Annotated in this window: 13 protein-coding genes; 9 read left to right on the forward strand and 4 right to left on the reverse strand. The window is 29.4% G+C overall.

The genetic code is table 11. From position 1 onward, the window contains the following. Nucleotides 1-125 precede the first annotated feature (125 nt). The 9 genes from LXD69_RS17785 (at nt 126) to LXD69_RS17825 (ending at nt 10,256) form a co-directional block, all read left to right on the forward strand. Nucleotides 126-1,988: an ABC-F family ATP-binding cassette domain-containing protein gene (locus LXD69_RS17785; RefSeq protein ID WP_246916438.1), complete on the forward strand. Its 1,863-nt coding sequence runs from the start codon at nt 126-128 to the stop codon at nt 1,986-1,988. Between the two features lie 77 nt (nt 1,989-2,065). Further along, on the forward strand, nt 2,066-2,893 hold the full coding sequence (locus LXD69_RS17790) for an O-methyltransferase (protein ID WP_246916440.1): 828 nt from the start codon (nt 2,066-2,068) through the stop codon (nt 2,891-2,893). A gap of 83 nt (nt 2,894-2,976) precedes the next feature. Next, a complete protein-coding gene (locus LXD69_RS17795) occupies nt 2,977-3,666 on the forward strand; it encodes an ABC transporter ATP-binding protein (protein ID WP_045971993.1) in 690 nt (229 codons plus the stop codon). 324 nt (nt 3,667-3,990) lie between these two features. Further along, nucleotides 3,991-4,836: an alpha/beta hydrolase gene (locus LXD69_RS17800; protein WP_246916442.1), complete on the forward strand. Its 846-nt coding sequence runs from the start codon at nt 3,991-3,993 to the stop codon at nt 4,834-4,836. Next, nucleotides 4,808-5,377: a cob(I)yrinic acid a,c-diamide adenosyltransferase gene (locus LXD69_RS17805; protein WP_045971989.1), complete on the forward strand. Its 570-nt coding sequence runs from the start codon at nt 4,808-4,810 to the stop codon at nt 5,375-5,377. Before LXD69_RS17800 ends, LXD69_RS17805 begins: the two co-directional genes overlap by 29 nt. A gap of 153 nt (nt 5,378-5,530) precedes the next feature. Beyond that, complete coding sequence (locus tag LXD69_RS17810) at nt 5,531-5,752, forward strand: DUF2795 domain-containing protein (RefSeq protein ID WP_045971987.1); 222 nt, start codon at nt 5,531-5,533, stop codon at nt 5,750-5,752. Nucleotides 5,753-5,843: 91 nt separating this feature from the next. After that, entirely contained in the window at nt 5,844-9,203 is a 3,360-nt protein-coding gene (gene secA / locus LXD69_RS17815; RefSeq protein ID WP_246916444.1) for a preprotein translocase subunit SecA, read from the forward strand. 83 nt (nt 9,204-9,286) lie between these two features. Continuing rightward, the gene (locus LXD69_RS17820; RefSeq protein ID WP_246916446.1) at nt 9,287-9,859 is read left to right on the forward strand and encodes a hypothetical protein; all 573 of its coding nucleotides are present in this window, start codon (nt 9,287-9,289) and stop codon (nt 9,857-9,859) included. Between the two features lies 1 nt (nt 9,860). Continuing rightward, the gene (locus tag LXD69_RS17825; RefSeq protein ID WP_045971981.1) at nt 9,861-10,256 is read left to right on the forward strand and encodes a hypothetical protein; all 396 of its coding nucleotides are present in this window, start codon (nt 9,861-9,863) and stop codon (nt 10,254-10,256) included. 77 nt (nt 10,257-10,333) lie between these two features. Here LXD69_RS17825 and LXD69_RS17830 read toward each other — a convergent pair whose 3' ends face one another. The 4 genes from LXD69_RS17830 to LXD69_RS17845 form a co-directional block, all read right to left on the reverse strand. Continuing rightward, the gene (locus LXD69_RS17830; protein WP_045971979.1) at nt 10,334-10,948 is read right to left on the reverse strand and encodes a DEAD/DEAH box helicase; all 615 of its coding nucleotides are present in this window, start codon (nt 10,946-10,948) and stop codon (nt 10,334-10,336) included. 73 nt (nt 10,949-11,021) lie between these two features. After that, complete coding sequence (locus LXD69_RS17835; RefSeq protein ID WP_045971976.1) at nt 11,022-12,185, reverse strand: sigma-54-dependent transcriptional regulator; 1,164 nt, start codon at nt 12,183-12,185, stop codon at nt 11,022-11,024. A 165-nt stretch (nt 12,186-12,350) separates the two neighbouring features. After that, nucleotides 12,351-13,178, reverse strand: coding sequence for a mechanosensitive ion channel family protein (locus LXD69_RS17840; protein WP_045971974.1), 828 nt, complete (start codon nt 13,176-13,178; stop codon nt 12,351-12,353). Next, on the reverse strand, nt 13,179-13,589 hold the full coding sequence (locus tag LXD69_RS17845; protein WP_246916448.1) for a hypothetical protein: 411 nt from the start codon (nt 13,587-13,589) through the stop codon (nt 13,179-13,181). It abuts the gene before it with no gap. Nucleotides 13,590-13,596: the final 7 nt, after the last annotated feature.

A 13,596-nucleotide genomic window follows, 5' to 3' on the forward strand; every position in this document is an offset into this window, starting at 1 on the left:
AAGAAATCTACAAAAGCTACCCAATCAAGGTAGCTTTTTATTTAACCCTTGAAAATATTGTTTCATTATAAGCAATAAACTACTTTTGCACTTTGTAAATAACAAATCTTACATAGTAAATTTCAATGAATTACCTTTCAGTAGAAAATATATCAAAAGCTTACGGAGAACGCGTTTTATTTGACAACGTTTCTTTCGGAATCAATAAGGATCAAAAAATAGCTTTCATCGCTAAAAATGGTTCTGGAAAAACGACCATTATGAATATGATTAATGGTTTAGATGAGCCTGATACAGGTCAAATTGTGCTTCGTAAAGGAATCAATATGGCTTTTTTATCACAAAACAATAATCTTCAAGATGAATTAACTATTGAAGAAAGTATTTTCGCATCTGATAATGATACTTTGAAAGTAATTGAAGCTTATGAAAAAGCATTAGAAAATCCAGAAGATGAAGAGGCTTATCAAAGAGCATTTGATGATATGGATCGTCATAACGCTTGGGATTTTGAAACGCAATACAAACAAATCCTATCTAAATTAAAATTAGAAGACTTAAAACTAAAAGTTAAAAACCTATCTGGTGGACAAAAGAAACGTTTATCATTAGCCATTATATTGATTAATCGTCCTGATTTATTAATTTTAGATGAGCCAACCAATCACTTGGATTTAGAAATGATTGAATGGTTAGAAGATTATTTTGCAAAGGAAAACATCACTTTATTCATGGTTACGCACGATCGTTTTTTCTTAGAACGTGTTTGTAATGAAATTATCGAATTAGATAACAACAAATTATACCAATATAAAGGAAACTATTCTTACTATTTAGAAAAGAAAGAAGAAAGAATCGCTTCTGAAAATGCAAGTGTGGATAAAGCACAAAATCTATTCGTAAAAGAATTAGCATGGATGCGTCGTCAACCAAAAGCAAGAACTACAAAATCAAAATCGCGTCAGGATGATTTTTACAAAATCAAAGAAAAAGCAGAAAGCCGCAGAAAAGAAAATGTAGTAGAACTTGAAATTAACATGGAAAGAATGGGTAGCAAAATCATTGAAATGGTTAAGGTTACTAAAAAATTTCCTGAAAAAACAATCCTTGACGAATTTTCGTATTCTTTTCAACGTGGAGAACGTATTGGTATCATTGGTAAAAACGGAACAGGTAAATCAACTTACTTAAACATTCTCACACAAACGATCCAACCTGATTCTGGTAAAGTAATTGTAGGTGATACCATTAAAATAGGTTATTATACACAAAGCGGAATTAATCCAAAACCAGGTCAAAAAGTAATTGATATTATTAAAGAATATGGCGAGTATATTCCGCTTACAAAAGGCAAAATCATTTCTGCATCACAATTACTAGAACGTTTCTTATTTGATGCCAAAAAACAATATGATTTTGTTGAAAAACTAAGTGGTGGTGAATTAAAGCGTTTATATCTATGCACTGTTTTAATCCAAAATCCAAATTTTTTAATTCTCGATGAGCCTACAAACGATTTAGACATTGTAACATTAAATGTGCTTGAAAGTTTCTTATTAGACTTCCCTGGATGTTTATTAGTTGTAAGTCATGATCGTTATTTCATGGATAAAATTGTAGATCACTTATTCGTATTTAGAGGAGAAGGACAAGTTGAAGATTTCCCAGGAAACTATTCCGATTTTAGAAGTTATGAAGATTCTACTGAACCAAAAAGTTTAAATAACGTTAGTACAGAAAAAACAAATTGGAAAGAAAAAAATACTACTTCAACTGGGTTATCTTTCAATGAACAAAAAGAATTCAATAAAATTGAACGCGAAATAAAAGATTTAGAATTCAATAAAAAAGAAATCGAGAAATTATTTTCAGATGGAAAAGTTGCCGATGCAGATATTGAGAAAAAAGCAAACGAACTTCAAAAAGTAATCCAAACTCTTGAAGAAAAAGAAGAACGATGGTTTGAGCTATCTAGCAAAATAGAATAATTTTAAAGTAATTAATTAAAGGGTAATTAACGTCATCAAAAACTAATTACCCTTTATTAATACTAATTACTAAAAAAATGTTACACATAATAAAATCATATCTAAAATTCCTTTGGAAAGCTAAGAATGAACATGGAATTCATTCTCCATTTGTCTATAATTTAGTTACTCAATGCTTTTATGATAAAACTAAATATCCAGAATATAAAAACCTAGAAGAGTATCGAAATTCCCTTTTAAAAAATCAAAACACAATAGAAGTAACCGATTTTGGAGCAGGTTCAAGAGTCTTTAAATCCAATACCAGACAAATAGGTAAAATTGCTAAAACAGCAGGAATAACTCAAAATAATGCTAAATTATTATTTCGCTTAGTTAAATATTTTAAGCCCAATTCAATCTTAGAAATAGGTACATCATTAGGTTTAGCTACTTCTGCTCTTTCATTAGGAAATAGAAATGCAAAAACAATAACGCTTGAAGGCTGTCCAAATACATTATCAACTGCCAAAAATCAATTTCAATTATTAAAATTCGATACTGTAAATATTAATTTTATAAACACCGAATTTTCAAATTATCTTAAAAATTACAGCCTAAACACTTCCTGCTGTGAACTTATTTATTTCGATGGAAATCATTCTAAAAAAGCAACATTAGACTATTTTGAACTTTTATTGCCAACTATAACAAACGATACTATTTGGATTTTTGATGATATTCACTGGTCAAAAGACATGGAAGAAGCTTGGAAAACAATAAAAAATCATTCAAAAGTTACTGTTACAATTGACACTTTTCAATGGGGAATTGTATTTTTTAGACAAGAACAAGAGAAAGAACACTTTATTATAAACACGAATAAAACACTAAGTTCATTTCTTTTTGAAAAAATAAAATTCTAATTGTAACAAAATCATCACTTTTTCTACTTATTAGAAGTTATGAATTCTTTTCTGAATTCCGAATTTTAAAATTCTAAATTTAAATGGCACAACCAATCATCGAAATAAAAGATATTAAAAGAGATTTTCCTCTTGGAGAAGAAATTATTCACGTTTTAAAAGGAATTGATTTAACTATTAACAAAGGAGAATATGTAGCATTAATGGGACCATCTGGTTCAGGAAAATCTACACTTATGAATCTTTTAGGATGTTTAGATACTCCCACATCTGGAAGTTATGTTTTAAATGGAAAATTAGTTTCTGAAATGCATGATGATGAATTAGCCGAAATTCGTAACAAAGAAATAGGATTTGTATTTCAAACTTTTAATCTAATGCCAAGAACAACAGCATTAGACAATGTTGCATTACCAATGGTTTATGCTGGCTATTCAAAATCTGAAAGAAATGAAAGAGCTACGGAAGTACTTACTCAAGTAGGATTAGCCGACAGAATGGATCACAAACCAAATCAACTTTCTGGTGGTCAAAGACAACGTGTAGCTGTTGGACGAGCATTAGTAAACAAACCAGCTATTATTCTTGCTGATGAACCTACAGGAAACTTAGACAGTAAAACATCAGTAGAAATCATGAATCTTTTCAATGACATTCATGCCAATGGAAACACTGTAATATTAGTAACTCACGAAGAAGACATTGCTGCTTATGCACATAGAATAATTCGTCTTAGAGACGGTATTATAGAAAGTGATATTACAAACAAATAACACTCTTTTCTATTAAAAAAAGTCTTATTAAAAGCGAGTGTTTAGCACATTTCTGCCATTCTTATTCCTGCTTTATGTTGCAATCTTAATGCTAAAATTACTTTTAACATTAAGGATTTCCACTTCAATCAGGGCTATTAAATAAATCATTTTTACTTTTATCAAGTTTAAGTTATCTTTGATAAAATTTACATAAAGTCATGATACTTCCACTTTCAATTATTATAATTTTATACATTATCTTAAAGGTTTTGCATAAAAAATATCCTAATAATATGAATCATAGAAAATCATTTCATTTAAAGTCAAATAAGAGAAATGATAATGAAAAAGAAACTATCTAAAATACTTAAAAGTATTATTTTAATAATAATAGTTCTTTCTGGATTACTTTACTTTTTTCAGGAAAAAATAATATTTCTACCTGAGAAACTAGATAAAAACTACGACTTTTCTTTTAAAAATGATTTCGAAGAATTAAATTTTAAAACAAATGATAATACAACTTTAAATGGTTTATTATTCAAAGCAAAAGAATCTAAAGGTTTAGTATTTTATCTTCATGGAAATGCAGGTTCATTAAAAAATTGGGGTTACATTTCAGATCTATATACCAATTTTAATTATGATATATTCATTCTTGACTATCGCGGATTTGGAAAAAGTGAAGAAAAAATAAAAAATGAAGAACAATTATTCGAAGACAATCAATTAGTTTATAACAAATTAAAAGAAAAATATACTGAAAAAGATATTATTGTAATTGGATATTCAATAGGCTCAGGATTAGCTGCAAAATTAGCTTCAGAAAACAATCCAAAACATTTAATTTTACAAGCCCCTTATTATAGTTTAACTGATTTAGTAAAAAGTAAATATTCATTCATTCCTACATTTCTTTTAAAATATAAAATAGAAACCGATAAATTTCTAAAAGATTGTAAAATGCCAATAACAATATTTCATGGAGATAATGACAATGTCATTTATTATGAATCATCTGTTAAATTAAAAAATCAATACAAAGACGAGATAAACTTTATTACTTTAAAAGGACAAAATCACAATGGAATCAATGAAAATTATGAATACGCATATCATTTAATGAATATTTTAAAATACAAACCCAAAGAAATTATAAATGAAAGTTTACACAAAAACAGGAGATAAAGGCACTACAGCTCTTTTTGGAGGAACACGAGTACCTAAACATCATATAAGAATAGAAAGTTATGGAACAGTTGATGAACTAAACTCGCATATCGGTTTAATTCGAGATCAAGACATAAACTCAGATTACAAATCTGTTTTAATTGAAATACAAGATCGATTATTTACACTCGGTGCTATTTTAGCAACTCCACCAGAAAAAGAAATTTTAAAAAATGGGCAGCAACGATTAAATATAAACCGAATTTCTGAAGAAGACATCCAATATTTAGAAAAAGAAATCGATAAAATGGATACAGAATTACCGCAAATGACTCATTTTGTTCTTCCAGGCGGTCACACTACTGTGTCATATTGTCATATTGCACGTTGTGTATGTCGCAGAGCAGAACGTTTATCTGTTCATCTTAATGAAATAGAACCGACAGATATACATGTTCTCACCTACTTAAACCGACTTTCTGACTACCTTTTTGTACTGGCACGAAAGTTGTCTCATGACTTAAAAGCAGATGAAGTTAAATGGATTCCAAGAAAGTAATCATCAACAGAATATAACAACCAGTTTCTGCTAACTGGAACTGTAAATTGAAAACTAAAAACACGTTCTTACAAATAATTAAAAATAAATCAAAAAAAACTTGCATATTTAAGTTAAAAAATTACTTTTGCATAAATTTAAATCGATAGAAAAATGTATTGGACATTAGAATTAGCATCCTACCTGAGTGATGCTCCATGGCCTGCTACCAAAGACGAACTTATCGACTACGCAATCAGAACTGGTGCACCACTAGAAGTAGTAGAAAATCTTCAATCAATTGAAGATGAAGGAGAAATTTACGAATCTATGGAAGAAATCTGGCCTGATTATCCAACAGATGACGACTATCTTTGGAATGAGGATGAATATTAAAAAATAAAATCAAAGCAACTAGAAAAAGTCTCATACTGAGGCTTTTTTTTGTAAATTTATACACGAATTTGAAAAAATAATAGACAATATTATGAGTATAATTAATTCTATACTGAAAGCTTTTGTAGGAGATAAATCTCAAAAAGACGTAAAAGCTATTCAACCACTTGTAACAAAAATAAAAACATTTGAATCGGCTCTTATGTCGCTTTCTCATGATGAATTGAGAGCTAAAACAGCCGAGTTCAAAGAAAAAATAAAAACTGCAAGATCTGAAAAAGATAATCAAATTGCAGAATTAAAACAAAACGCAGAACAAACTACAGATATTGATGCGCGTGAAGATATTTATTTAGAAATTGATGCACTTGAAAAAGAAGCTTACGAAATTTCTGAAAAAGTATTAAATGACATTCTTCCTGAAGCATTTGGCGTATTAAAAGAAACAGCACGTCGTTTTAAAGATAACACTTCAATAACAGTTAGCGCAACTGCAAAAGACAGAGAATTATCTGCAATAAAGCCATATATTACAATTGAAGGAGATAGCGCTAATTGGGCAAATTCATGGGATGCTGCTGGTAAAGCCATCACTTGGGATATGATTCACTATGATGTTCAGTTAATTGGTGGTGTAGTACTACATCAAGGTAAAATTGCCGAAATGCAAACAGGTGAAGGTAAAACTTTAGTAGCAACACTTCCATTATATTTAAATGCTCTTACTGGAAATGGAGTGCATTTAGTAACGGTAAATGATTATTTAGCACGTCGTGATAGTACTTGGAAAGCACCTTTATTTGAATTTCATGGTTTAACTGTTGATTGTATCGACAATCATCAACCTAATACTGCTGCACGTAGAAAAGCATACAATGCTGATATTACTTATGGTACAAATAACGAATTTGGTTTCGATTATTTACGTGATAATATGGCACATTCACCTGAAGACTTAGTACAAAGAAAACATAACTTTGCTATTGTTGATGAGGTCGATTCTGTATTAATTGATGATGCTCGTACACCATTAATCATTTCTGGACCAGTTCCTCAAGGTGATCGTCATGAATTTAATGAATTAAAGCCAAAAGTTGATAATTTAGTTACTCTTCAACGTAAATTAGCAACAGACTGTTTAACAGAGGCAAAAAAATTAATTAAAGAAGGAAATACAAAAGAAGGTGGATTTTATTTACTTCGTTCTTACAGAGCTATTCCTAAAAACAAAGCATTAATTAAATTTTTATCAGAAGATGGAGTAAAACAATTACTTCAAAAAACTGAAAATCATTATATGCAAGATAATAATAGAGAAATGCCTAAAATTGATGAAGCATTATACTTTGTTATTGAAGAAAAAAACAATCAAGTTGAATTAACGGATAACGGAATACAATTTTTATCTAAAGATACTGATGAACATTTCTTCGTTCTTCCAGATATTGGAACAGAAATTGCTAGAATTGAAAAATTAAATTTAGCAAAAGAAGAAGAAGCTGAAAAAAGAGAAGAATTATATAAAGATTTCTCTGTAAAATCAGAACGCATTCATACTCTTACTCAATTATTAAAAGCTTATACTTTATTCGAAAAAGATACAGAATATGTAATCATGGACAATAAAGTTATGATTGTAGATGAGCAAACAGGCCGTATTATGGACGGTCGTCGTTACTCAGATGGTTTACACCAAGCAATTGAAGCTAAAGAAAATGTAAAAATTGAAGCTGCAACTCAAACTTTTGCAACTGTTACATTACAGAATTATTTCCGTATGTATAGCAAATTAGCTGGTATGACGGGTACTGCGGTTACAGAAGCTGGCGAATTTTGGGAAATATACAAATTAGATGTAGTTGAAATACCAACAAATAGACCAATTGCACGAAAAGATAAAGAAGATTTAATTTATAGAACAGTTCGTGAAAAATTCAATGCTGTTATTGAAGATGTAGTTGTATTATCAAAAGCTGGTCGACCAGTATTAATTGGTACAACTTCGGTTGAAATTTCAGAATTATTGAGTCGAATGTTAAAAATCAGAAACATTCCTCACAATGTATTGAATGCAAAAATGCACAAAAGTGAAGCAGAAATAGTTGCTGAAGCGGGTAAACCAGGAGTTGTAACTATTGCTACAAACATGGCTGGTCGTGGAACAGATATTAAACTATCTGACGAAGTTAAAAAAGCAGGTGGTTTAGCTATTATAGGAACAGAACGTCACGATTCTCGTCGTGTTGACCGTCAGTTACGTGGTCGTGCTGGTCGTCAAGGAGATGTAGGTAGTTCTCAGTTCTATGTTTCTCTTGAAGATAATTTAATGCGTTTATTTGGTTCTGAAAGAGTAGCTAAAGTAATGGATAGAATGGGATTAAAAGAAGGTGAAGTAATTCAACATTCTATGATGACTAAATCTATTGAAAGAGCACAAAAAAGAGTGGAAGAAAACAACTTTGGAGTACGTAAACGTTTATTAGAATATGATGACGTTATGAATGCGCAAAGAGAAGTTGTTTACAAACGTCGTCGTCATGCATTACATGGAGAGCGTTTGAAAGTGGATATTGCAAACATGATGTATGATACTTGCGAACTTATTGTTCAAAACAATAAATTAGCTGGTGATTTTAAAAACTATGAGTTCGAATTAATTCGTTATTTTTCAATTAGTGCTCCAATTTCTGCTGCTGATTTTTCAAAGCTTCAAGAAAGAGAAATTGTAACCCAAACTTATAAAGCGGTTTTACAACATTATACTGAAAAATCAGAAAGAAATACAAAAGAAGCTTTCCCTGTTATTAGAAATGTATATGAAAACAATAATGGTCAATATGAGCGTATTGTAGTTCCTTTTACAGATGGTATTAAATCCTTAAACATTGTAACTGATTTAGAAAAAGCTTATAATTCTGAAGCAAAATCTTTATTAACTGATTTTGAAAAGAATGTATCATTAGCTATTATTGATGAAGCGTGGAAAAAACACCTTCGTAAAATGGATGAGCTAAAACAATCTGTTCAGTTAGCCGTTCATGAACAAAAAGACCCTTTACTAATCTATAAATTTGAAGCTTTTAATTTATTCAAAAAGACAATAGATGATGTAAACAAAGAAGTAATTTCTTTCTTGTTTAAAGCAGATTTACCTTCTCAAAATCCGAATGCTATTAGTGAAGCAAAAGAAGTTAGAAGAAAAGAAAACTATACTGAAAGTAAAGATGAAGTTCTAAATACTGACGAATTAGCCGCAAGAAACAGAGAAGCTGGTCAACAAGCACAAAATCGTCCACAAATTACAGAAACAATCGTTAGAGAAACTCCAAAAATTAATCGTAATGATACTGTTACTATTAAACATGTTATGAGTGGAAAGAGCGAAACTATGAAATTCAAAAAAGCAGAAAGTATGATTGCTTCTGGAGAATGGGTTCTCGTTAACGAATAAATTTAAAATATAATCTAAAATATATCCTCAATTGGTAAAACAGTTGAGGATTTTTTTATCTTTGATAAATTAAAAAAATAAACATGAAATCAAAATTTATCTTTCTAAGTATTTTATTTGTTTGCACCCTAAATAGTTTTGCACAAGATTTGAAAAGTCTAAAAACAGAAGCTTTAAAAGCTTATAAAGCCAGTGCAACTATGGATTATGATTTAATATTTGAAACTACATATCCAAAAGTTTTTGATATAATTCCTAAAGAATCAATGAAGGACATGTTTGGACAAATGATGGAAAACGAGCAATTTTCAATTAAACTTATTGAAGTTGATCCTAATTTTTCATTTGGAACAATTAAAAAAATTGGCAATCAAACATTTTGTCTTGTAGATCATGATAATGTTATGACAATGAAGTTTAAAACACCAATGGAAGATGCAGAAGGGATGATTGATATTTTTAAAAATTCAATGGATGCAAAAAATGTAATTTTTGAAAAAGAAGAAAATCAATTTAAAATTGAATTACGTTCAACATTGATTGCTGTTGCTGATGAAAGCACTAAAAACAAATGGAAATTTTTAAATAAAGACAAAGAAAATCAATTATTTAATATGATTTTTGATGAAAAAATAAAAACAGAATTAGGACTATAAAATGGAAAACGAAATTATTTATTCCACTTTTTTTAATGCTGTCCAAGAAAGCATAGCTAATGGTACATTTGCTAAACTTACTTTAGCTAAGACTGTTGGTAAACCAGAATTACAGAACATATATGTGAGAATGCATGTTGAAGATAATATTTTAAAAACAGCTATTACTTTTAAAATTTACACTGGTGAAAAAGAAGAAATTGTAAAAATTTCTGAAGTAAAAGATATTGAAGCTGATTTAATGCCCCATATTAATAATCCTTTCTTATCAGCTTTATTATTTACAACAGAAGCTGATATTACCATGAAATTAAACAAAAAAAGAGTTGCTTCGATTATTGAACAACCTCCAACATTTAAAAATGCTGATCCGGTTTTATTGGAATTTTTAGGTTAGAGAATCTTCCAAACTCAAATAAAAAACGCTCCAAATAGTATTTTAGAGCGTTTTTATATTTTAAAGAAAACACATTATTATTCTTCCATTTCAAGAAAAATAGGTTCTTTCATAATATTATCTGCCAATAATTCTATTCTTTCTGTTATTTGACTACAAAAGAATATACGTTGTCCTTTTTGAATACTTTCCATTAAACGCAAGATAATAGATTCATATCTGTTTTTTAGCAAAACATCTATATCATCAAAAGCGGTTAACTGTAGAGTATTAACATTGAATCCTGCTGAAGAAAACATTTGATTTAACTTATTTGGAGTACCTACTAAAACATCAACTCCTAAAGAGATTAAATTTTTATCTTCATCTAAATCGGTTTTATCATGTGTTCCAAAAACTCTAAGCTTATTTCTCTTATTGTATAGTTCAAATAACTCTAAGACCTCTAATACTTTTGACTTATCATCAACAAGTATTAACGCTCTTGGAGATTCTTGAAAAGGTTGTTTCAACTTATGAATAATATTGATTACCATAGCAGTTGTTTTACCTGTATTTTTTCCTCCTTGAATTACAACATCTGCTCCACTTTTTATTGGTGAAAATGTTTCTAATTGCAATTCTGTTGCTTCCGTCAATCCGTTTTCAATTAAAGCAATCTTGAGGTCTTCGTTTATTTTTTTTAAATTCATTATTTTTTGTCATTGATCACTAATAAAGCTAGATTCTCTATATTGATGTTCTAAAATTATTAATCACTTCATATTATTTACTCGCAAACATTTTCACGTCTTGTTCTGATATTTCTGATCCTCCAAGTATTATTAATCGCTCAACCACATTACGAAGTTCACGTATGTTTCCTGTCCAGTCATATTCTTGTAATAACTTTATAGCTTGAGAGCTAAACTTTTTTGGAGCATTTCCTTGTTCATTTGCTATTTTAACTGAAAAATGTTCTAGCAATTCTGGAATATCTTCTCTTCTTTCGTTTAAGGCTGGAACTTTTATTAAAATTACTGCAAGTCTATGGTATAAATCTTCTCTAAATCGTCCTTCTTCTATTTCTTTACTTAGATCTTTGTTTGTTGCCGCAACTACTCTTACATCTACTTTAATATCTTTGTCTGCTCCTACTCTTTGTATTAAATTTTCTTGTAAAGCTCTAAGCACTTTAGCTTGTGCTGGCAAACTCATATCGCCAATTTCATCTAAAAAAATGGTTCCTTTGTTAGCAGCTTCAAATTTACCTGCTCTATCTTTTACTGCGGATGTAAAAGCTCCTTTTACATGCCCGAATAATTCGCTTTCAATTAATTCGCTAGGTATTGCCGCACAGTTCACTTCTATTAAAGGGAAAGAAGATCGATCACTTTTTTCATGTAATTGATGTGCTACTAATTCTTTACCTGTTCCATTTGCTCCTGTTATTAATACTCTTGCATCTGTAGGTGCAACTTTATCAATCATAATTCTTATATGATTAATAGAATCGCTATCACCTATCATTTGGTAATTTTTGCTTACTTTTTTCTTTAGAATTTTATTTTCAACAACGAGTTGTTTTCTATCTAAAGCATTTCGTACTGTATTTAATAATCTATTTAAATCGGGTGGTTTTGATATATAATCAAATGCCCCTAATCGCATGGTATTAACTGCGGTTTCTAAATCTCCATGACCTGATATCATGACTATTGGTATTTCTGGTTTTATTTTTTTTACTGCTTCTAAAACCTCAACACCATCCATTTTTGGCATTTTTATATCGCAAAGAATTAGGTCGTAATCATCATTTTTAACTTTTTCTACACCTTGTAATCCATCTTCTGCTTCTTCTACTTGATAGGTATCGTTTTCTTCTGAAAGAATTTTTGTTAAGACTCTTCTAATAGCTGCTTCGTCTTCAATTACTAATATCTTTGGCATTACTATGTTGTATTATAAAATTACTGGTTTAAAGTTAGCAAAAATACAATACAATTACTAACTAGCCCTGATTGAAGCGATATCTTTTTTGTTTTAAATTTAAAACAAAAAAATAAAGCGAAAAGCAGGAATATGGAATAATAAATAAGGTTTTAACTTTCGCTTTTATTTACTTATAATGTGAATATCGCGTTGTGGAAATGGAATAGCAATATTATTTTGTTTAAATGCTTCGTCTATTCTAAAACGAATATCGCTTTGTATTCTTGGACTTTTCATTCCATTATTTACATAGAAGTAAACAGAAAAATCTAATGATGAATCGCCAAAGTTCCCAAATAGTACTGATATTTCTTTTGTGTTTACTACTCCTTCTACTCCTTTGACGCAATCTTCTAATATTTTTTTAACTAATTTAATATCGGTTCCGTATGCAACTCCTACGTTTACTTGTTCTCTATTAATAGTTCCGTTTTGTGTCCAATTGAATAAGGTTTCTACCATGAATTTATGGTTTGGAATTACCATTACTCTATCGTTACGAGTAATCATTCGAGTGGTTCTTAGTCTTATTTCTTTAACTTCTCCTACTTTTCCATCTACTTCAATGATATCACCAACATGTAGTGATTGATCTAAAATGATTAATATTCCTGAAATTAAGTCTTGAAAAAATGTTTGCAATGCAAAACCAATACCTACAAATAATGCGGCTGAAGCGGTTAAAAATACACTCATGTTTACACCCGAAGAATGTAGTGTAAACATAAATACTAAAACATATACTACGTATTTAACAAACTGGAAAACACTAATAAATTTATTTTTATCTTCATTAGGTAATTTTCTGGTTATTAAAACTCTAACAAACCTAAGAACAATTCCAGTTAGTATTAATGCTGTAACTAAGACTACTATTGTAAGTACTGTTACATCTATTGTTTTTGTATCTATAAGTTTATAATTGAGTATGTATTTTATCGTTTCTAACATTTATCCCTTTTTTTTAACACCAATACCTGAATATACTTTAGCATCGTACTTTTTTAGTTCTTCTTGACTAAATAAAATACCCGATTCTCTAGTTAGATATTGGCTTCTTATATTAATTATTGCATCACAACAATTGTTAATTGCTAACATTCTTAACTCTTCTAAAAGATCTTTATCTTGTTTTTGATGTTCATTACTCTTTATTTCAAGTAGTCCAATTTTTTCATATTCGAAGTCTATTTTTTCACATTCAAAAAACATATCTACTTCTTTTATATTTTTATCACAATCTATATTTTCTTCTACTCCTTTTAAAGATGTAAAATCTCTTTCATAAGACATTCCAACATAACAAGATTGAAAAAGAAACACTAAAAATACAATTGTTACAATAAGAACTTTTTTATTCATTACTATT

The organism is Flavobacterium sediminilitoris, from assembly GCF_023008245.1.
GTDB classification, from domain to species: domain Bacteria; phylum Bacteroidota; class Bacteroidia; order Flavobacteriales; family Flavobacteriaceae; genus Flavobacterium; species Flavobacterium sediminilitoris.

What these genes read in the sequence shown, in the direction of transcription:
- LXD69_RS17835 (WP_045971976.1), bottom strand. Translation starts at nt 12,185, where the DNA reads ATGCCAAAGATATTAGTAATTGAAGACGAAGCAGCTATTAGAAGAGTC.
- LXD69_RS17795 (WP_045971993.1), top strand. Translation starts at nt 2,977, where the DNA reads ATGGCACAACCAATCATCGAAATAAAAGATATTAAAAGAGATTTTCCT.
- LXD69_RS17840 (WP_045971974.1), bottom strand. Translation starts at nt 13,178, where the DNA reads ATGTTAGAAACGATAAAATACATACTCAATTATAAACTTATAGATACA.
- LXD69_RS17800 (WP_246916442.1), top strand. Translation starts at nt 3,991, where the DNA reads ATGAAAAAGAAACTATCTAAAATACTTAAAAGTATTATTTTAATAATA.
- LXD69_RS17830 (WP_045971979.1), bottom strand. Translation starts at nt 10,948, where the DNA reads ATGAATTTAAAAAAAATAAACGAAGACCTCAAGATTGCTTTAATTGAA.
- LXD69_RS17820 (WP_246916446.1), top strand. Translation starts at nt 9,287, where the DNA reads ATGAAATCAAAATTTATCTTTCTAAGTATTTTATTTGTTTGCACCCTA.
- LXD69_RS17805 (WP_045971989.1), top strand. Translation starts at nt 4,808, where the DNA reads ATGAAAGTTTACACAAAAACAGGAGATAAAGGCACTACAGCTCTTTTT.
- secA (WP_246916444.1), top strand. Translation starts at nt 5,844, where the DNA reads ATGAGTATAATTAATTCTATACTGAAAGCTTTTGTAGGAGATAAATCT.
- LXD69_RS17785 (WP_246916438.1), top strand. Translation starts at nt 126, where the DNA reads ATGAATTACCTTTCAGTAGAAAATATATCAAAAGCTTACGGAGAACGC.
- LXD69_RS17845 (WP_246916448.1), bottom strand. Translation starts at nt 13,589, where the DNA reads ATGAATAAAAAAGTTCTTATTGTAACAATTGTATTTTTAGTGTTTCTT.
- LXD69_RS17790 (WP_246916440.1), top strand. Translation starts at nt 2,066, where the DNA reads ATGTTACACATAATAAAATCATATCTAAAATTCCTTTGGAAAGCTAAG.
- LXD69_RS17810 (WP_045971987.1), top strand. Translation starts at nt 5,531, where the DNA reads ATGTATTGGACATTAGAATTAGCATCCTACCTGAGTGATGCTCCATGG.
- LXD69_RS17825 (WP_045971981.1), top strand. Translation starts at nt 9,861, where the DNA reads ATGGAAAACGAAATTATTTATTCCACTTTTTTTAATGCTGTCCAAGAA.